Raw genomic sequence first — 18,096 nt, forward strand, 5'->3', positions numbered from 1 at the left:
AATCACTCCTCTTCTGGCCCGAGGGGCAGCTGGAGGGACAGTTCGGCGACCGTGTTCGCGGTGATCAGGTCGCGGTCCACGGTATGGCCGAGACCGGTTGCCTGGGGCACCTGTACGACGCCCTGGACGGCGACCACGGCGGGTATGACGAGGTCCCGGGCGTAGTACTTCTCCGAGGCGGACACATCCGATGGGAGGGTGAACCCGGGGAGACTGGACAGGGCCACGTTCGCGAGCCGGCCGATACCGAACTCGTGCATGCCGCCGCACCAAACGGCGATCCCCGCGTCCCGCGCCCGGTCGTGCGCTTCACGCGCTGGGGTCAGGCCGCCCATCCGGGACACCTTGATGTTGAGGACCTGCAGCGCTTCTAGTTTCAGCGCGATTTCCAGGTCGGCAACCGTTTCGACGCTCTCGTCCAGGCACACCGGCGTACCGATCGTCCGCTGCAGCTCGGCGTGGGTGAGCAGGTCGCGCGGCGCGAACGGCTGCTCGATCATCGTCAACCGGTACTCGTCGAGTTTCCGCAGGTGTTCCAGGTCGCCGGCGGTATAGATCCCGTTGGCGTCGACGTGCAGATCCAGCTCGGGGTACGCCGTACGCACCGCACGGACCGGCTCTACGTCCCAGTCGTGGGCGATCTTCAACTTGACCCTCGGGTACCCGGCGGCGACCTGCTGCTGTACCTGCGTCAGCAGCTCGTCGATCGTCGGCTCGATTCCGAGCGAGACACCTGCCACGACCTCGGTCCGGGTCCCGCCCAGGACCGTTGCGAGCGGCAACGAGCGGGTCTCCGCCCACAGGGCCCAGGCGGCCGTGTCCACACCGGCCTTCGCGAAGTTGTTGCCGCGGACCTTCCGGTTGGTCAGCTGCTCGGGGTGGTTCCACGGGCGGCCGAGGATCGCGGGCAGCAGGTACTGAGAAGCGATGTGCCAGCAGGACTCGACCGTTTCGGGGGCGTAGTACGGGTCCGAGGACGACGCGATCTCTCCCCAGCCGATCGCACCCGACGCGTCCTCCAGCTCGACCAGGATGTGATCGAGGTGCGTCTTGCGGTGCGAGCTGGTCTGGAACTCGTGCACCAACGGCAGCCGCACCCGATGCAGCCGGGCGCCCACGATCCTCAGCTCAGTTGACATACAGGCCCAGCTCCGTGTTCAACCGGTCCCGCTCCATCAGCCGTCTGCGGGCGCCCTTCGAGCTCGCCGTGGTCAGCGTGGCGAGCACGTGCAGCACCGACGCGACGACGGTCGGCGAGTCGACGTACGACGCGCTCCCGGTCGCGATGTAGATGCTCTGGTCGGCGAGCGTCGCCAGCGGCGCGTCCTCGAAATCCGTGACCGCGACGAGTTCACCACCGGCCTCGACGAACCGGCGGGCGATCTCGACGGTGTCGCGCCGGTACCGGCGGAACGAGAACGCGACCATCAGGTCGTTGGTCCGGACGTCGGACAGCACGTCGACACCGCGGACGACGGTGCCGTCGATCAGCGTCACCTGCGAGAGCCCGACGCCGAGGTCGAAGGCCAGCAACGACGCGTACGAGTACGACTTCGCCGAGCCGATGATGAAGCGCCGGCGGGCGGCGACGATCCGGGCCGCGGCCTGCGCGATCGACTCGTCGGTGAGGATCTGGTCCAGGGCCTCGTCGATCGAGGCGCGTTCCTGCTCGACCACGCGGCGCTGCAGCAACGTCGACGACCGCCGTTGCAGCCGGGCGTCGTACCGCTCGTGGGGGCTCGCGAGCTCGCGGTTGAGGGGATCGTCAGGCATGATCGGCCGGCCCGAAGTAGTAGGCGCCGTTACCGTCCGGGAGCCGTCGGCACGAGACGGCGACGAGGCCCTTGCCGAGCAGTTCTTCGAACGACCTGCGCAGTTCGCCCGCGTCGGCCGGCACGATCAACTCGGTCACAGCATCTGGCGTGGTGGGGTGCTCGCGCGTCAGGTCCCACTCGACGACCACGCGGTCGGTGCCCGGGCCGTACATGTCGGGCGCGAACCAGCGGCCGCGGGCGCCGAGGACGTCGAGGTTGAAGTGCGCGTTGCGGATCTGCGCCGGGTCGTAGGTCCAGCGCATCCGCGACATCCCGTGGCTGAGGGCAACCTCTCGCTGCGCGTGCTTCAGCATCCGGCCGAGGCCGTGGCCCTGCTGCTCGGCGGCCACCACAGCCGACTGCGAGTAGTGGTAGAAACCGCGCCGGTCGGTGCCGCAGAAGCCGTACGCGAACGCGACCAGCCGGTCGCTCTCGTCGAGGATGCCGACCACCGAGCCGCCGTTGCTCGCCAGCGCGCCGAGCAGCCGCGGGTTCAGCCCGTACGCCGGGTCGAGGTAGCCGAAGACCTCGCGGTACAGCGCCGAGGCCTCGGCGAACCGGGACGCCGTGGTGAGCGAGACCGCGCGGAAGCTCACCTCAGAGATACGATTCATATCCTGATCCTATCCCCGGAGGATCATCGCTGGTCAATCGCCGATCGGATGATGATACGTTGACTATCTATGATGATCGAGCGACTCAGGGAGTACGTCGGCGCGGAGACCCCGACCGGTGACGCGGCCGCACTGAACGCCTTCGCCGACCGGCTCGGGACGCGGTACGCCGAGCTCGGCGCGACCGTCCGCCGGGTGCCGATGCCGACCGGCGACCATCTGGTGGCCGACTTCCCCGGCCGCGCCGGTGCGGCTCCTCTACTCTTCCTCGCCCACCACGACACCGTCTGGCCGATCGGGCAACTGCGGGGCGCGATGCCGTGGCGCGAACAGGACGGCGTCATCCACGGACCCGGCGTCTTCGACATGAAAGGCGGACTCGTCGTTCTCGAGACCGCCCTGGAGCAGGTGGTTGGCCGCGATCACCGCCCGCTGCGGGTCGTCGTGGTCGCCGACGAGGAGGTCGGCTCGCCGTCGGCGCGTTCACTGGTGACGGCCGAGGCGCAGGGCGCGTACGCCGCGTTCGGGTTCGAGCCGCCGCATCCGAACGGCGACCTGAAGACCTCACGCTGGGGCAGCACCAGGGTCCGCATCGAGGTCACCGGCCGCGAGGCGCATGCCGCGCTCGATCCGGCGAACGGCGTGTCCGCGATCGACGAGCTCGTCGACCAGTTGCTCGCCGTACGGCGGATCGTCGCCGGGTACGACGAGGTGCTGTGCAACGTCGGCACCATCACGGGCGGCGGGCGCACCAACGTCGTACCGGGATCGGCGGCGGCCGACATCGGGTTCCGCTTCGTCGATCCGGCGACCGAAGAGGCCGTGCTGCAGGCCGTCGCCGAACTGCAGCCGGTGCGGAACGCCCAGTTGGCGGTGCGCGTCATGTCGAATCGCCCGGCCTGGCAGCCGTCGGCGGCCACCGACGCGTTGCTGGCGCAGGTCGTCGCGGCCGGGCGGTCCGTCGGTCAGGAGGTCGGCGGTGCGGCCGCGACCGGCGCGGCCGACACCAACCTCACCGGATGGTTGGGGATCCCAACACTGGACGGCCTGGGCCCCATCGGCCAGGGCGCCCACGCCGTCCACGAGCAGGTGATCGCGGCGACCCTGACGGAACGAGCCGCCCTGGTCGCCGCCATCATCACGTCACTTTAGGGGCCACGCGGTTCCGGCTGCCCCGCCGCCGCGTCGGCTCGGTTCCGCGGCCGCGAGGATCGCGCCTCCCGGCAGGAATTCGAGGGCCGCGACCGCTCCGATCTCCGAGGCCGAACTCCCCGGAGCACCCGCCGGCGTGAACGTGTGCCCGTACGGCGTCAGCGCCGCGCCGTACCGATCGATGAACGCCTGCTCCGCCGTCACCGACGCGGTGTTGCGCTGCGACGCCCGCGGCGCCGCGATCGCCTCCGGCAGCGTCATCCGGCGATCGAGCCGGTTGGTCAACGTCTGCAGGACGGTCGTGATGATCGTCGAACCGCCCGGCGAACCGAGCGCGAGGTACGGCTTGCCGCCCCGCACCACGATCGTCGGCGACATCGACGACCGCGGCCGCTTCCCCGCCTCGACCTGGTTCGGGTCCGCCGGGTTCGGTGCGGCGGAGAAGTCCGTCAGCTCGTTGTTCAGCAGGAAGCCACGACCCGGCACGGTGATGCCGCTGCCGCCGGTCTGCTCGATCGTCAACGTGTACGACACGACGTTGCCCCACTTGTCGGCCGCGACCATGTGCGTCGTCGAACGCCCCTCGGTGTCCGGGCGATCCTCCACCGCAGTGCTCTTGCCGCACCGCGAGTAGTCGCCGTCCGGGGCGCCCGCCGGCACCGGCTTTGTCGCCGCGTGCTGCGGGTCGATCAGGCAGGACCGCTCGGCCCCGAATCCCTTGGACAACAGCTCCTTGACAGGTACGTCGACGTACGCCGGGTCACCGACGTACGCACCGCGATCCGCGAACGCCAGTGCCGACGCCTCGAGGTACGTGTGCAGGGCCTGCGTCGTCGACTGCTGCCGTAGGTGCTGCGGTTGCAGGATGTTCAACGCCTCACCGACCGTGGTGCCGCCGGAGGACGAGGGCGCCATGCCGTAGACGTCCAGGCCGTCGTACCTGACCTTGGTCGGGGCCTGGTTGAGCGCCTTGTACGACGCAAGATCGCTGGTCTCCAGGTAGCCGGGGAAGAACGGCAGCGTCGCGCCTGGTGTCTTCGGCGGGTTCTTGGCGACGGCCGCCATCTCGCCGGCCAGTGCGCCGCGGTAGAACGCCGACGAGCCCTGCTGACCGATCAGCTTGTAGGTGGCGGCGAGCTCGGGGTTCTTGAACAGCGAGCCGACCTGCGGCGCGTCGCCGTTCGGCAGGAACAGCTTCGCGGTCGGCACCACCTGCGCGAACCGGTCCTTGTTCTCCAAGGTCTGCAGCCGGAACGTCGGATCCACCACGAAGCCGCGGTCGGCCAGCTCCGCGGCCGGTTTCAGCGCCTTCCCGAGCGACAGCGAACCCCACTGCTTCAGGGCGTTGTCCCAGGTCGCGAGCGTTCCCGGTACGCCGATCGACACACCGGACGTCACGAGCTGCGCGAACGGGTACGGCGTACCGGTCGCGGGGTTGACGAACGCGTTCGACGGCATCGTCGCGGGTGCGGTCTCGCGGCCGTCGATCGTGTACACCTTGCGGGACCTGGCGTTGTAGTACACGAAGTACCCGCCGCCGCCGATACCGGCCGAGTACGGCTCGGTGACGCCGAGCGCGGCAGCCGTCGCGACCGCGGCGTCGACAGCGTTACCGCCGCGACGCAGGACGTCGAGGCCGATGTTCGTCGCGTCGGGATCGACCGACGACACCGCGCCGCCGTACCCGATCGAGGTCGGCTGCCGCGTCGGCGCCTGCGCTTCTGCGGTGGTCGTGGCGGTGAAGGCAGTGAGAACGAGGGTTCCTGCGGACAGTGATGCGACCAGCTTCTTCACGAATTCCCCCACACGGACTCGGGGACAGGGACAAGCCCTGCCTATCTCACCTGGGGGTTGTGCGCCAGTCGCAGCGCGTCTAGTTGACCGTACAAGAGTTCAAGAAGCGGCGGAGCACGTCGTCTGGCCACTCGACCGTGCCGGTGGGCAGCTCGACCAGGAGCCACTGGTCGGACAGCTTGACCTGACCGGTCAGACGGCCTTCGAGGGTGCCGATGTGGAAGGTCTTGCCGCTCGCGTCGGTGACACGGACCTGCTGCAGGCTGCGGGCCTGCGGCAGGGCCTGCAACACCACCTTGGCGGCGCTGTCCGCGGTCCGCATCTCCGGCTGGGACAGCACGACGCGGGTGGCCGTCATCGGAACCTCGGGGCTCCACCCCTTCGGCGCCAGCGTGCAGTTGAACGTGCTCCACGCCTCCTTGTTGGCAACCAGCTCGACGACGGACGCGCCGAACATCGACATCGTCTGGGTGCTCGACGGCGCGGCACGCGGCTTCGTCGCGGGACTCGCGGACGCGGCGGCTGTCTCCTGCTCGGGAGGGCCGCCGGCCACCTCGTCGCCGTTCCCCCACCACTTCACCTGGTTGCCGATCGCGAGCACGAGCGCCGACGCAGCGGCGACGCACAGCACCGCGGTGACCCGCCGCCGGCGCTTGATCCTGCGCAGCGCTCGCCGCCCCCGGCCGACGTCCGCGTCGATATCCGCGTCCGGCAGCCCTTCGGCGGCGCGATCCGCGAACCCCTCCAACAATCTCTTGACCTCGTCCATCGGCGGTCTCAGCTACTCCCCGTCTCTTCCGTCATCAGTTCCTTCAGGCGCTTGAGCGCCTTCGCTGTCTGGCTCTTCACCGTGCCCTCGGTGCACTCCAGGATCCGCGCGCAGCTGGCGACATCGAGATCCTGGAAATACCGCAGTACCAGGACCGCCCGCTGCCGCGGCGCGAGGTCCAGCAGTGCATCCCGGATGGCAAGCGTGTCCGCCTGGTCCGGTACGTCGGTCAACCGCGGCTCGACAGCGTCCGCGGTCACCACCTCCGGGTGGCGGCCGGCCCGGCGGCGTTCGTCGAGGAAGGCGTTGACCAGAATGCGGTGCGCATACGGTCCGGCGCCTTCGTGCTTGATCCGGTGCCAGTGCACGTACACGCGGGTACAGGCGGTCTGGACCAGATCTTCGGCGGTGTGCACATCCCCCGCGGTGAGCAGCAACGCCGTGCGCATCAGCCGCGTGCGGTCCGCGAGCAGGTACTCACGGAACTCGGCCTCACGGTCACCCCCTCGCATCTACGGCCCCTGCATTCGGGTCCTGGCCGTTGTTCACCTCGACTACGCCGGGGGCGCCTGCGCGGTTGCCTTCGGCCACCACAGTTCTACGGAGCACTTGAAAAGCCTTCTCCACGAGATCGGGGGCGTCGTACGGGAGCCAGGTGATGCGTTGGTCCTTACGGAACCACGAGTCCTGCCGGCGCGCGAACCTGCGTGTGGCCTGGGCGGTCCGCTCCCGGGCCTGCTCTTCGTCGATCTCACCGTTCAGCAACGCGATCACCTGCGAGTACCCGAGGGCACGGTTGGCAGTCCTGCCTTCAATCAAACCCTTGTTCAGCAGTCCGCGCACCTCGGCGACGAATCCGGCGTCGAACATCCGGTCCACCCGGCGGTCGATCCGCTCGTCGAGCACCGGCCGCGGTACGTCGAGACCGAGCTGGATCGCGCCCGGATAGACGTAGCGGTGCTCCGGCAGCGTGGCGACGTACGGGCCGCCGGTGATCTCGATGACCTCGAGCGCGCGGACGATCCGCCGACCGTTGCTGGGCAGGATCTGTTCTGCGGCCTTCGGGTCCTTGTGCCGCAGTTCCGCATGCAGGGCGCCGGAGCCGCGGGCCTCGAGCTCGGCCTCGAGGCGGGCGCGGACCACCGGGTCGGTGCCGGGGAAGACGAAGTCGTCCAGGATCGCGCGCACGTACAGCGCCGAGCCGCCGGCGAGCACCGGGACCTTGGCCCTGTCGATGCAGTCGTCGATCGCATGCCGGGCGAGCTCCTGGAACTCGGCCACGGTCGCGGTCTCGGTCACGTCCAGGATGTCCAGCAGATGATGCGGTACGCCGGCGCGCTCCGCCGTACTGATCTTCGCCGTCCCGATGTCCATGCCGCGGTACACCTGCATCGCGTCCGCGTTCACCACCTCGCCACCCAGATGTCGGGACAGGGCGACGGCGAGATCGGACTTCCCGGCCGCGGTGGGACCGACGACCGCGACGACGAGTGCAGCAGGCATCGCTCCAGTCTGGCAGCTCCCCGCTCAAGACTTGGCCAAGAGGTCTGTACCAGCCTTGTGGATGACCCGGGAAGAGCGGTAGGAACTCTGGAGTTCGAGACATTTCTACGGGAGGAACGCACGTGACGAATCCGTTCGATGAAGGGGCTGACGCGGCCAAGGACGCGGCCAAGGACGCGCTCGGGGACGACGCCGACGCCCTGTCCGCCGCGAAGCGCAGCGGTGGCGACGTCGAGTTCAGCGCCGGCGACGTGGATCCCGGCGGCGACTCCGGCGGCGACGTCGAGTCCGGCGGCGACGTCGAGTCCGGCGGCGATGTGGAGTCGGGTGGCGACGTCGAGTCCGGCGGCGGCAGCTCGGACAGCGGCGGCGACGTAGAGTAAGTGCCGTCGGCATCGTTTTGGGTACGGCGCTCGCGGAGATCCCACAGTTGAGGCGTTGCAGGTGCGAAGATCACCGCTAGCTGTCTGTAAGCACTCAACTACGCAGGAATGGGAGCCCCGAGATGGGCATCTTCGACAAGTTCAAGGGCAAGGCCGAGGACCTGAAGGACAAGGCCACCGACCTGGTCGACGGCCACGGCGACAAGGTCGGTGAAGGCCTGGACAAGGCCGGCGACTTCGTCGACGAGAAGACGGGCGGCAAGTACGGCGACAAGATCGACACGGGCGTCGACAAGGCCAAGGAAGGGTTGGACAACCTGGACGGCCAGAACGACGACATCCCGGACCGGCAGAACCCCGCCTGACGTACCCCCACGAAGGGCCGCAAGCACCCCGCTTGCGGCCCTTCGTCATACCCGCCCGCGAGGCAGTCGGGGAGACGAGGGACAGGCGCCGGGGACTGGGAACACGCCATTGCTTGTTCCCAGTAGCTGAGGCCTGTTCCCAGTTCCCGGCAATCGGGAGCTCGAGCGACGACCCGTGCGAAGATCTGGCATGGCGCTGACGAATCCGTGGTTGTCCGGTCCGGCTCCGACGACGAAGCTCCTGCACGACCGGTTGTCCGAACGGATCCTGAACCTGCTGTCGAGCCAGAACATGTGCGTACTGGCGACTGCGGGTCCGGACGGGCCGTTGGCGACACCGGTTCGCTACTACCACCTCGATTTCGAGGTGATGTTCACGGCTTCGCCGCGCTCACCGAAGATGCGGAACCTGGCCGCGGATCCGCGGGTCTCGGTCGGGATCTTCGCGCCACTCGTCGGTCAGGCAAGCAGCCGAGGCGCCCAACTCTTCGGTCGAGCGCAGATTCTGACTCCCGACAGCAACGAGTTCGCCAACTACTGGGAAGCGTTCCGCTGGCAGTCGGACCACGTCGAACGCGGAAACTCCCTCGCGGAACCTCCACTGGGCCCGCTCGTAGTAGTCACCCCCAACCGAATCGTCTACACCGAACACTGGCTCCGCCGCGAGGGCTACGCACCAAGACAGTTCTGGCACCCAAAGCCGACCGACACGACGACGATCTAGCCGCCGCGGAGCGGTGTCCGTGGTGTCGGTGGGGGTGTTTAGGGTGTTTGCATGGATCGGTTTCGGGTGGTGCCTGCGGCTTATGTGATTGTTCGGCGGGGGGATGAGGTGTTGTTGTTGCTGCGGGCCAACACCGGTTACATGGACGGACATTGGGCGGTGCCGGCGGGGCATGTGGAGCACGGTGAGTCCGTGCTGGCGGCGGCGGTGCGGGAACTCAAGGAGGAGGTCGGGCTCGACGTGGACGCGGCGGATCTCGTGCCGGTGACCGCGATGCACCGGACGGGTGGGAACGGTGATCCGATCGACGAGCGGGTCGACTTCTTCTTCACGGCGGAGCGGTGGACCGGCGAGCCGCAGCTGATGGAGCCGGAGAAGGCGGCCGGCCTCGAGTGGTATCCGCTGGACAAGCTGCCCGAGCCGCTGGTCCCGCACGAGGCGCGGGTGCTCGGCGCGGTGGCCGACGGTGCCGCGCTTCCTGCGGTGATCTCCCAGGGTTTCGCCTGAGTTCACCGCCCAGCCGGACGCCACGCCCTAAGGTGCCAACGTTGTCAACGGACCTTGGGAGCGTGGGGCGATGGACGAGCGGTACGACGGGACGAGCCGGCGGCGGCTCCTGCAGGCGGGGGCACTCGGCGCCGGTGCGGTGGTCATGCCAGGTGTACTCAGCACCGGCGAAGCGGCCGCGACCGGCATCGGGGCGACGAAGGGCACCACGAAGAGCAGCACGGAGAGCGCCCGAAGCACCAGGATCGACACCGAGCATCCGCGGTTCACGCTGGCGGTCGTGCCGGACACGCAGTACCAGTTCGACCAGGACCGGGGCGATGCCGCGCCGCTCACCGCGACCTTCAAGTACCTGATCGACCAGCGCGGCGAGGAGAACATCGTCTTCATCGCGCACCTCGGCGACGTGGTCGAGAACGCGCTGGCGAGCGAGTTCGCGCTGGCCGACCCGGTCTTCAGGATCCTCGACCGTGCCCGGTTCCCGTACTCGGTGCTGGCCGGCAACCACGACATCGACGGTTCGAAGGACGACACCCGCGGCCCGTCGCCGTACCTGGACACCTTCGGCCCGCGGCGGTTCCGCTGGATGCCGACGTACGGCGGGTCGACGGCGAACGGCTACAACTCGTACCACGTGTTCCGCGCGGCCGGCCGGCAGTGGTTGCTGCTGGCAATGGATTGGCGCCCGTCGGACGCGAGCTTCGCGTGGGCCCGCGCCGTGATCAAGGCACACCCGAAGTTGCCGGTGATCCTGACCATCCACGAACTGGTGAACGCCGACCACGGCAACCCGGTCGCGTACTTCAGCGACCACGGCAACCGCGTCTGGGACCAGCTGGTCGACGACAGCGACCAGATCTTCCTGACTCTCAACGGCCACTACTGGCCGCCCGGTCGCGTCACCCGGAAGAACGCCGCCGGCCACGACGTGCACCTGCACATCACGAACTATCAGGACCGGTACTACGGCGGCTCCGGCATGGTCCGGCTGTACCACTTCGACCTGGCTCGCAACACGATCGACGTCGAGACGGTCGCGCCGTGGATCATGCAGCAGGACCCGGCGCGGCGCAACGAGCTCGCCGCGGCGGAGATCGAGCTCAGCGACGACACCAATCGGTTCAGCGTCCCGATCGATTTCGCGGAGCGGTTCGCCGGGTTCGCCCCGGAGCCGGTCCGTCCGGCGCGTCCGGCGAAGCAGTTGGTCATTCCGGGTACGGCGGCGTACTGGCGCTTCGACGGGCCGGTCGGGGACAAGGTCGTCGACCAGTCGGGGCAGGGCAACGACCTGACGCGCGTGCAGCTGAGCAGCGACCTGCCGACCGCGTCGGCGGAGTACCACCCGGATCAGCCGGGGCATGCGAGCTGGCTGTTCCCGGGCGGTAAGAACCCGGCGCGCGGCGGCTACTTGAAGACGGCGGACGGCGCGCCGCTGAACGCGATGACGTTCGCAAGCGGCTACACGATCGAGGCGTTCGTGAAGCTGGCCGACGACGGGCAGGACCACTCGTGGGAGGGTCTGCTCACCCGGCTCGGGACGGGACGCGACGCGGGCAAGACGGGCAGCGACCCGGACGAGCCGGCCGCGAAGCTCGGGTTCTCGGGCGGACTGCAGGTGCAGTGGGCGGTGTACCCGGCCGACAAGAACGACACGTTCACCAACTGGGGTCACGAGCAGCGCGCCGGCGAGTGGTTCCACCTGGCGATCGTGAACGACGGCCGGCACAGCGTCGTGTACGTCGACTCGTCGGAGCTGCTCCGCAACCCGGCGACCGCATCGAACGGTCTCGCGACGGCCGGCAAGCCGTGGCTGGTCGCCGCCGGCCACTACGCCAACAACGTCGACCAAGGCTTCGCCGGCCACATCGGCGAACTCCGCATCGTCACCCGCGCCCTCAAGCCGTCGCAGTTCCTGAACGCCTAGAGGTGGGAGCGGATCAGGGCTTCTTGGGCGGGGAGGAGGGCTAGCTCGGCGGGCGTCAGGGTTCGGTTGTTGCCGCGTCGCTCCAGTGCGTCGGGGAGGCCTGGTCCTGGGTCGATCGAGTTCGCGAGGTACGTCGCGAGCGCGTCGCGGAGCAGGTCGGTGAGGTTCTTGTAGGTCGGGTCGAGGGCGACCTGGGCGAAGATGATCGCGGTCATCGCGACGTCGAACTCCGGGGCGCCCTCCTCCGCGTTGCGCCAGTCGATGACGACCGGGCCGTCGGCGGTGGCCATCACGTTCAGCGGGTGCAGGTCACCGTGGACGACCACGCGTCCCGGCGTACCGCTCGGGGCGGGGATGGCCTGCAGCCGGCGGTGCAGGTCGGCGTGGATCAGGCCGATCTCGGTTGCGCTCAGGTCGCCCGCGATCGCGGCGTCACCGAGCGTCGGTCCGTCGAGCCGCTGCAGCACCATGTCCGCGCCGTCGACGTCGCGCACCGCGGGCACCGGGTAGCCGTGCCGCGCCACATGCCGCATGAAATCGGCCTCGTCACGCACCGGATGTCCGTTGCGGTACCGCCGCAACACCCAGTCGTCGTCGATCGAGTAGATGTCCGCGTCCCGCCCGAACGCGAACGGCTCGGCATCCGCCGGCAGAAGACCTCCGGCGCCGGCTGGTTTCTCCGTCATCCGACCTGGCAGCCGCCGGTTGCGGGCTCGAGGGGTTTGGCGCCGACAGTCGGCATCCCGAGCATCACACCGGGCGTCACATCGGGCGCGGCGGCAGGTGCTTCCAGTGAGCGTTCCCAGGCGTCGCCGGCGCGGGTCCGGCGTACGGCGCCGAAAACGTCGGCGACCAGGTGATGCGGAGCGGCGTACGTGACCTCGACCGTGGCCAGGTCACCCGGCCGCGGCGGCTCGACACCTTCCGGTACGGCGAAGTGGACCAGCCGGTTGTCCGCGGCGCGACCGCTGAGCCGATGGGTGGCGGCGTCCTTGCGCCCCTCCCCCTCGGCCACGAGCACCTCGACCGACCGGCCGACGACGCGCTTGTTCTCGGCCCAGGCCATGTCGTCCTGCAGGGCGACGAGCCGCTCGTACCGGTCCTGGACGACGTCGCGCGGGATCTGGTCGGCCATCGACTCGGCCGGCGTCCCGGGACGCTTCGAGTACTGGAACGTGAACGCGCCCGCGAACCGCGCCTGCCGGACCACGTCGAGCGTGCCCTGGAAGTCCTCCTCGGTCTCCCCCGGGAACCCGACGATGATGTCGGTGGTGATCGCCGCGTCGGGCATCGCCGCGCGCACGTCTTCGATGATGCGCAGGTACCGATCCCGCCGGTACGAGCGCCGCATCGCCTTCAGCACGGCGTCCGAGCCCGACTGCAGCGGCATGTGCAGCGAGGGCATCACGTTCGGCGTCTCGGCCATCGCTTCGATCACGTCGGCGGTGAAGTCCCGCGGGTGCGGCGACGTGAACCGGACCCGCTCCAGCCCCTCGATCCCGCCACACGCCCGCAGCAGCTTGCCGAACGCGAACCGGTCGCCGAACTCGACGCCGTACGAGTTCACGTTCTGCCCGAGCAGTGTCACCTCGAGCACGCCCTCGCCGACCAGCGCCTCGACCTCGGCCAGCACATCTCCGGGCCGGCGGTCCTTCTCGCGGCCACGCAGCGCCGGCACGATGCAGAACGTGCAGGTGTTGTTGCAGCCGACGCTGACCGACACCCAGGCGGAGTACGGCGATTCGCGGCGGGTCGGCAGCGTCGACGGGAACACGTCGAGCGACTCGAGGATCTCGACCTGGGACTCCTCGGCGATCCGCGCCCGCTCCAGCAGCACCGGCAGCGCGCCGATGTTGTGGGTGCCGAACACGACGTCGACCCACGGGGCCTTGCGAACGATCGACGCCTTGTCCTTCTGCGCCAGGCAGCCGCCGACGGCGATCTGCATGCCGGGTTTGCGCGCCTTCACCGGCGCCAGGTGACCGAGGTTGCCGTACAGCTTGTTGTCGGCGTTCTCCCGGACCGCGCACGTGTTGAAGACGACCACATCGGCCTCGTCGCCCTCGGGCGCACGGACATAGCCCGCGTCCTCCAGCAGACCGCGCAGCCGCTCGGAGTCGTGGACATTCATCTGGCACCCGTAGGTGCGGACCTCGTAAGTACGCATGACAGCCACCTAGAGTACGTGCCGCGGTAGACATTTCCCTACCTGGGACCGGCTGCCTGCCGCTCCTGTGCCGATGCCCCCGCTGCACAACAGTGGAGGGCATGAACAGTTCCCGCCGTCAGTTCCTCGCCCGCACCGCCGCCGGAGCCGCCGTGCTCGCCGGCGGCTCCTTCACCACGACGGCCGCCTCGGCCGTCCACAGCACCAGCAAGATCACCGCACTCACCGACGTCACCGTCATCGACGTCGCCACCGGCCGCCGCGACCGGCACCAGACCGTGCTGATCAGCGGCGACCGGATCCTCGGCGTCGGCCGGATCCCGGTCCCCCGCGGCGCAGTGGAGATCAACCTCACCGGGAAGTACGTCGTTCCCGGGCTCGCCGACATGCACGCCCACAGCCTCGGCGACGAGCGGGTCTCTCCCCCGCTGTACCTGGCGAACGGCCTCACGACGATCCGCGAAATGTCCGGCACCAACCCGCAGCTGTACGACTGGCGCGACCGGATCGACTCCGGCGCCCTGCTCGGCCCGCGGATGATCGTCGGGAGCCAGATCATCGACGGCGATCCGACCCTGTGGGACCCGAACCTGCTCCGGGTGCTCGTGGTGAACGACGAGGCCGGCGCTCGGGCTGCCGTCCGTCAGGTCAGGTCCGAGGGCGCCGACTTCGTCAAGGTGTACTCGCGGCTGAGCGCAACGGCGTACCGGGCGATCGTTGACGAGGCCCGCAAGCTGGGGCTGACCGTCCATGGCCACGGGCCGGACAGTCTCACCGCGAAAGAGGTCAGCAACGCCGGACAGCGCAGCATCGAGCACATCCACTCCCTCGGCCTGTCCGTGTCCACGCGGGAGACAGAGGTACGCCGGATGGTGCGTGCGATCACCGTGAAGACCGGCGACTACAACGCCTGGTTCCGTCAGATGCACCCGATCGAGTGGATCGCGGCGAACACCTTCAGCCAAGCCCGCGCCGCCGACGTGTTCGGCACGCTGCGGCGCAACCGGACCCGGGTCACGCCGACCCTGACCATGCACCGCGTTCTCGACATGCCCGACTACACGGCGATGGACCCGGCGCTCGCGAAGTACATGAGCGCGGAAGAGCTCGATGTCTACGACTACGCCGTCAACACCCTCTACAAGCCCAACCGGTCCGCGGAGGAGATCTCGCACCAGCGGCAGATGTGGGCGTGGCGGCAGCGGTTCGTGCGTGAGCTGTTCGCCCACGACGTCCCGATCCTGGCCGGCACCGACACCGGTACGCCGTACTCCGTCCCCGGCTTCGCGCTGCACGACGAACTCGAGCACCTGGTGAACGCCGGCGCGACCCCACGCCAGGCCCTCTACGCCGCCACCGTGGAGCCCGCCAAGTTCCTCGGATCGGAGACGGGCGCAGTGCGGCCGCGGAAGATCGCGGACCTCGTCGTACTCGACGCAGATCCGCTGACCGACATCCGCAACAGCCGACGCATCCACACTGTGGTCACGCGGGGCCGCGTGATCGGCCCCGCGCAGCGCCAACGCATGCTCGCCGACGTCGCGGCAGCTGTGAAGGAACCGCCGACCACCGCATCCCTCACCGCCGGCGGCTGCTGCGGAAGCTACCGCCACGGCTGAGTGAGGCGTCTTTGGGCACCCACCAACCAAAATCCTCGCCGGATAATGGTTGGTGGGTGCCCAAAGTGTGGTCAGGCGGGCGGGGTGATGCTCCAGATGCCGCGGCCGTGGGTTGCGGCGTAGATGTTGCCGTCGGGGCCGGACTCGATGTCCATGACCGTCGTGGTCGGCAGGCCGGTGCCCAGGACCTGCCAGTTCGTGGCGCCGGGTGCGCGGTAGAAGGTGGCGAGGTCGGACCCGACCACCAGCGCACCGTTGGCCAGCTGCTTGACCGCGCTGGTCGGGATGTCCGGCAGGTTCGCCGAGATGTCCGACCAGGTCGCTCCGCCGTCCTTGGTCTCGTAGACGTGGCCGACGCCCGCGCCCGGGCCTTCCGTGAACCGGCGCGAGAAGCCGTTCACGGCGACGTACGCGTGCTGCCCGTTGGCCGGATCGATCCCGACGCCGGCGAGGTAACGGTTCGGGAAGTCGGCCGGCAACGTCACCTGATGCCAGGTGCCGCCCGAGTTGGTGGCCAGACCGCGGGCGAAGCCGTCGTTGTTGCACGGTCCACACCAGGTGACCCACCCGACGCCGCCGCGCATCGCGACCGCCGTCGCCGAGTGTCCGGCGCCGAGGTCGAAGGCCTTGGTCCACTCGGACGCGCTCCGCATGCCCCAGCCCTTGGCGGAGGTGTAGACGTACTGCCCACCCGCGATGAAGCCGCTGGAGTTCGCGGAGTCGATCGCGATCGGGGCGATGAACCGCGGGCTCGGGTCACCCGGGTCCAGGCTCCACGAGCTCGCCTCGGCCTCACTCAACGCACCCTTGTTCAGCGCGCAGTTGTTCGTGATCTTGACAGCCAGGGCGACGTACTCCTGCAGCTGGTTGCACCCGTTCTGCGGATCGGTCGCGCCGTCGCCGCCGTCACCGCCGAAGTTCGAGCCCATCTTGGTGTCGGTGTGGCTGCCGTTGGGCTGTACGCCGAAGAGGTTCGAGACGCCGTTGTCCTGCAGGCCGCCGGACACCACCACGCCGCCGTTCTTGGTGTCCTTGCCGACCGACACCGAGTAGTACTGCAGGGCGTCCATGGTGCCGTCCGCGGTCAGCGAGGACCAGTCGGTGCCGTTGTGGTTGGCGTTGACCTGCCCGTTCACCGGACGCTTGTAGATGCCGCCGTCGTTGCCGACGAAGACGACCGGCTTGCCGCCCGACGTACCCACGGCGACCGAGTGCTGGTCCGAGTGCGGCGCCATCGGACAGGTGTTCTTGGTGTCGTCGATGTTCCAGCACGAGAAGCCGAAGTTCCAGTACGGCCCGACGGTGGCCCAGTGCGACCCCGCGTCGGTCGTCTCGAACACTTCCTCCAGGCCCGCCCACACGTGATCGGCGTTGGCCGGATCAACGGTCAGGAACTGGTTGTACCAGGCCTGCACGCCGACGGCGTACCCCTTGCGGTCGAGGGCGGAGCCGCTGTTGTGCAGGATCTGCGGATCGGCGATCTTGTTCCACGGCCCGGACGGGCTGCCGGTCTTGGAGACGAAGATGCCCGCCAGGCTTGTGCTGCCGTTGATCTTGCTCGGCTGCTGCACGAGCGCGTACAGGCGGTCGCCGGTCTTGCTGAACGCGAACGTCGTGTAGCCGACGTCGGTGCTGTTCTTGATGCCGCCCAGCACCACGTTCAGCCGCTTCCAGCTCGATGGCCCGGCAGTGTAGTCGTTGGTCTCGTAGAACCCGTTGTAGGTGTCGCCCGAGCGCCAGCCGATGGCAGCGATCACATGCTTGGGGTTCTTCGGGTCGATCGCGATGTCGTTGACGATGTTCTTGTACGCCGCGTTCGTCGCGCCGCCGGTCTGGCTGCCGGCCGGCACCAGCACGTTGCCGGCGTCGTCCTTGATCTCCGGCATGAAGTCGGGGTTCGGGTAGAACGCGACCTTCCAGGCGCCCGCGGCGGTCGACGCGTCGTGGTACCAGATGCCGCGGTTCGTCGCGGCGAACACCTGCCCGCCACCCCACCGCAGCCGCCCGACGGTGGTCGACTCCAGTTCCTTGCCGCCGACCCGGTCCGACGGCGAATAGGTGCCGGTCACCGGGTTCGCGAGACGGTAGACACCGGACCCGACGTACGACGTACCGCCGGTGTTCGCCTCGCCCGTCGCGTACCAGAGCGAGCCGTCACCGGCGAGCTGCAGGTCGCCACCGCTGAGGGAGGGCAGCGAGTCGCTGAGCGGTGTCCAGTTGCCACCGCCCGACGTGGAGCGCCACACACCTCCGTTCGCACCGGCGGCGTACACGTGGTCGGCGTTGTCGGCCGCCAGGCCGGTGATGCGGCCGGTGACGTAGCCGGCGCCGCCACTGGAGTTGGAGTACCAGTCGCGGTAGCGGGAGTCGTCCGCGTCGTACGGGACTCTGGTGACGTCGTGCCAGGTCCCGGTGGTGTGCGGGAGCGCCGTGAGCTGAGCGAAGGCGGCCGAGTACGCGCCCGGGGCGACGATGCCCGGTGCGGTTCTCGCCTGCTCGAACTCGTCGGCGATCGTGAAGGCTTCCTTGGACTCGCTCTGCATCTCCGACGGGTTGCCGCCGGCGATCATCAGGGCCTTCTCCATTACGGCGGCGTTGTAGTGCCGGCCGGCCCATTGATGTTTGAGCCATTCTTCCTTCAGCTCGTAGCGGCCGGCATAGCCGCCGATCCCGACGGCGATCAGGGCGGCCCCCAGGCCGCCGGCGATGATCTTGCGAGTGCGTGTGGCCAGCGAGATTCGCATGACGTGCTCCGGATGGT

Annotated in this window: 17 protein-coding genes; 7 read left to right on the top strand and 10 right to left on the bottom strand. The window is 69.0% G+C overall.

Annotated features, from left to right (window positions below; genetic code table 11):
- Positions 1-2: 2 nt before the first annotated feature.
- The 3 genes from menC to E0H50_RS40675 are packed head-to-tail and all read right to left on the bottom strand — an operon-like array spanning position 3 to position 2,428.
- Entirely contained in the window at positions 3-1,139 is a 1,137-nt protein-coding gene (gene menC, locus E0H50_RS40665) for an o-succinylbenzoate synthase (RefSeq protein WP_131296508.1), read from the bottom strand.
- Positions 1,129-1,773 carry a MurR/RpiR family transcriptional regulator gene (locus E0H50_RS40670; protein ID WP_131296509.1) on the bottom strand — a complete coding sequence of 215 codons (645 nt, stop codon included), beginning with the start codon at positions 1,771-1,773 and terminating at the stop codon, positions 1,129-1,131. The genes menC and E0H50_RS40670 overlap by 11 nt, the downstream gene beginning before the upstream one ends.
- On the bottom strand, positions 1,766-2,428 hold the full coding sequence (locus tag E0H50_RS40675) for a GNAT family N-acetyltransferase (RefSeq protein WP_131296510.1): 663 nt from the start codon (positions 2,426-2,428) through the stop codon (positions 1,766-1,768). Before E0H50_RS40675 ends, E0H50_RS40670 begins: the two co-directional genes overlap by 8 nt.
- A 69-nt stretch (positions 2,429-2,497) precedes the next feature.
- Here E0H50_RS40675 and E0H50_RS40680 point away from each other — a divergent pair, with 69 nt between their 5' ends.
- Complete coding sequence (locus tag E0H50_RS40680; RefSeq protein WP_131296511.1) at positions 2,498-3,580, top strand: M20/M25/M40 family metallo-hydrolase; 1,083 nt, start codon at positions 2,498-2,500, stop codon at positions 3,578-3,580.
- On the opposite strand, the gene ggt is transcribed toward E0H50_RS40680, so the two are convergent.
- The 4 genes from ggt to miaA all read right to left on the bottom strand — a co-directional run bounded on the left by ggt (position 3,572) and on the right by miaA (position 7,646).
- The gene (gene ggt, locus E0H50_RS40685) at positions 3,572-5,374 is read right to left on the bottom strand and encodes a gamma-glutamyltransferase (RefSeq protein WP_131296512.1); all 1,803 of its coding nucleotides are present in this window, start codon (positions 5,372-5,374) and stop codon (positions 3,572-3,574) included. The genes E0H50_RS40680 and ggt overlap by 9 nt on opposite strands.
- Positions 5,375-5,453: 79 nt before the next feature.
- A complete protein-coding gene (locus E0H50_RS40690; protein ID WP_131296513.1) occupies positions 5,454-6,143 on the bottom strand; it encodes a hypothetical protein in 690 nt (229 codons plus the stop codon).
- An 8-nt stretch (positions 6,144-6,151) separates the two neighbouring features.
- On the bottom strand, positions 6,152-6,655 hold the full coding sequence (locus E0H50_RS40695; RefSeq protein ID WP_131296514.1) for a SigE family RNA polymerase sigma factor: 504 nt from the start codon (positions 6,653-6,655) through the stop codon (positions 6,152-6,154).
- The gene (miaA, locus tag E0H50_RS40700; protein WP_131296515.1) at positions 6,642-7,646 is read right to left on the bottom strand and encodes a tRNA (adenosine(37)-N6)-dimethylallyltransferase MiaA; all 1,005 of its coding nucleotides are present in this window, start codon (positions 7,644-7,646) and stop codon (positions 6,642-6,644) included. The genes E0H50_RS40695 and miaA overlap by 14 nt, the downstream gene beginning before the upstream one ends.
- A 122-nt stretch (positions 7,647-7,768) precedes the next feature.
- Here miaA and E0H50_RS40705 point away from each other — a divergent pair, with 122 nt between their 5' ends.
- The 5 genes from E0H50_RS40705 (at position 7,769) to E0H50_RS40725 (ending at position 11,549) form a co-directional block, all read left to right on the top strand.
- On the top strand, positions 7,769-8,029 hold the full coding sequence (locus E0H50_RS40705) for a hypothetical protein (protein ID WP_131296516.1): 261 nt from the start codon (positions 7,769-7,771) through the stop codon (positions 8,027-8,029).
- Between the two features lie 122 nt (positions 8,030-8,151).
- On the top strand, positions 8,152-8,394 hold the full coding sequence (locus E0H50_RS40710) for an antitoxin (protein WP_131296517.1): 243 nt from the start codon (positions 8,152-8,154) through the stop codon (positions 8,392-8,394).
- Between the two features lie 190 nt (positions 8,395-8,584).
- Positions 8,585-9,118, top strand: a complete 534-nt coding sequence (locus E0H50_RS40715) for a pyridoxamine 5'-phosphate oxidase family protein (protein ID WP_131296518.1) — start codon at positions 8,585-8,587, stop codon at positions 9,116-9,118.
- A gap of 51 nt (positions 9,119-9,169) precedes the next feature.
- Positions 9,170-9,625 carry an NUDIX hydrolase gene (locus tag E0H50_RS40720; RefSeq protein ID WP_131296519.1) on the top strand — a complete coding sequence of 152 codons (456 nt, stop codon included), beginning with the start codon at positions 9,170-9,172 and terminating at the stop codon, positions 9,623-9,625.
- A 70-nt stretch (positions 9,626-9,695) separates the two neighbouring features.
- On the top strand, positions 9,696-11,549 hold the full coding sequence (locus tag E0H50_RS40725; protein ID WP_165547464.1) for a LamG-like jellyroll fold domain-containing protein: 1,854 nt from the start codon (positions 9,696-9,698) through the stop codon (positions 11,547-11,549).
- Here the strand turns inward: E0H50_RS40725 and E0H50_RS40730 are convergent.
- Positions 11,546-12,235: a phosphotransferase gene (locus E0H50_RS40730; protein ID WP_131296520.1), complete on the bottom strand. Its 690-nt coding sequence runs from the start codon at positions 12,233-12,235 to the stop codon at positions 11,546-11,548. The two genes, E0H50_RS40725 and E0H50_RS40730, sit on opposite strands and share 4 nt — an antisense overlap.
- Entirely contained in the window at positions 12,232-13,716 is a 1,485-nt protein-coding gene (gene miaB, locus E0H50_RS40735) for a tRNA (N6-isopentenyl adenosine(37)-C2)-methylthiotransferase MiaB (protein ID WP_131296521.1), read from the bottom strand. Before miaB ends, E0H50_RS40730 begins: the two co-directional genes overlap by 4 nt.
- Before the next feature lie 101 nt (positions 13,717-13,817).
- On the opposite strand from miaB, the gene E0H50_RS40740 reads away from it, so the two are divergent.
- A complete protein-coding gene (locus tag E0H50_RS40740) occupies positions 13,818-15,335 on the top strand; it encodes an amidohydrolase family protein (protein WP_131296522.1) in 1,518 nt (505 codons plus the stop codon).
- A 71-nt stretch (positions 15,336-15,406) separates the two neighbouring features.
- Here the strand turns inward: E0H50_RS40740 and E0H50_RS40745 are convergent, their stop codons facing one another.
- Entirely contained in the window at positions 15,407-18,079 is a 2,673-nt protein-coding gene (locus tag E0H50_RS40745; RefSeq protein ID WP_131296523.1) for a WD40/YVTN/BNR-like repeat-containing protein, read from the bottom strand.
- Between the last annotated feature and the right edge of the window lie 17 nt (positions 18,080-18,096).

The sequence above is a fragment of the Kribbella sindirgiensis genome (genome assembly GCF_004331435.1).
Taxonomy (GTDB): domain Bacteria; phylum Actinomycetota; class Actinomycetes; order Propionibacteriales; family Kribbellaceae; genus Kribbella; species Kribbella sindirgiensis.

Bases quoted from the DNA above. Each gene is read 5' to 3' on its own strand.
- E0H50_RS40720 (WP_131296519.1), top strand. From the start codon at position 9,170: ATGGATCGGTTTCGGGTGGTGCCTGCGGCTTATGTGATTGTTCGGCGG.
- E0H50_RS40670 (WP_131296509.1), bottom strand. From the start codon at position 1,773: ATGCCTGACGATCCCCTCAACCGCGAGCTCGCGAGCCCCCACGAGCGG.
- miaA (WP_131296515.1), bottom strand. From the start codon at position 7,646: ATGCCTGCTGCACTCGTCGTCGCGGTCGTCGGTCCCACCGCGGCCGGG.
- E0H50_RS40710 (WP_131296517.1), top strand. From the start codon at position 8,152: ATGGGCATCTTCGACAAGTTCAAGGGCAAGGCCGAGGACCTGAAGGAC.
- E0H50_RS40740 (WP_131296522.1), top strand. From the start codon at position 13,818: ATGAACAGTTCCCGCCGTCAGTTCCTCGCCCGCACCGCCGCCGGAGCC.
- E0H50_RS40675 (WP_131296510.1), bottom strand. From the start codon at position 2,428: ATGAATCGTATCTCTGAGGTGAGCTTCCGCGCGGTCTCGCTCACCACG.
- E0H50_RS40725 (WP_165547464.1), top strand. From the start codon at position 9,696: ATGGACGAGCGGTACGACGGGACGAGCCGGCGGCGGCTCCTGCAGGCG.
- E0H50_RS40695 (WP_131296514.1), bottom strand. From the start codon at position 6,655: ATGCGAGGGGGTGACCGTGAGGCCGAGTTCCGTGAGTACCTGCTCGCG.
- E0H50_RS40745 (WP_131296523.1), bottom strand. From the start codon at position 18,079: ATGCGAATCTCGCTGGCCACACGCACTCGCAAGATCATCGCCGGCGGC.
- E0H50_RS40690 (WP_131296513.1), bottom strand. From the start codon at position 6,143: ATGGACGAGGTCAAGAGATTGTTGGAGGGGTTCGCGGATCGCGCCGCC.
- menC (WP_131296508.1), bottom strand. From the start codon at position 1,139: ATGTCAACTGAGCTGAGGATCGTGGGCGCCCGGCTGCATCGGGTGCGG.
- E0H50_RS40680 (WP_131296511.1), top strand. From the start codon at position 2,498: ATGATGATCGAGCGACTCAGGGAGTACGTCGGCGCGGAGACCCCGACC.
- miaB (WP_131296521.1), bottom strand. From the start codon at position 13,716: ATGCGTACTTACGAGGTCCGCACCTACGGGTGCCAGATGAATGTCCAC.
- E0H50_RS40730 (WP_131296520.1), bottom strand. From the start codon at position 12,235: ATGACGGAGAAACCAGCCGGCGCCGGAGGTCTTCTGCCGGCGGATGCC.
- E0H50_RS40715 (WP_131296518.1), top strand. From the start codon at position 8,585: ATGGCGCTGACGAATCCGTGGTTGTCCGGTCCGGCTCCGACGACGAAG.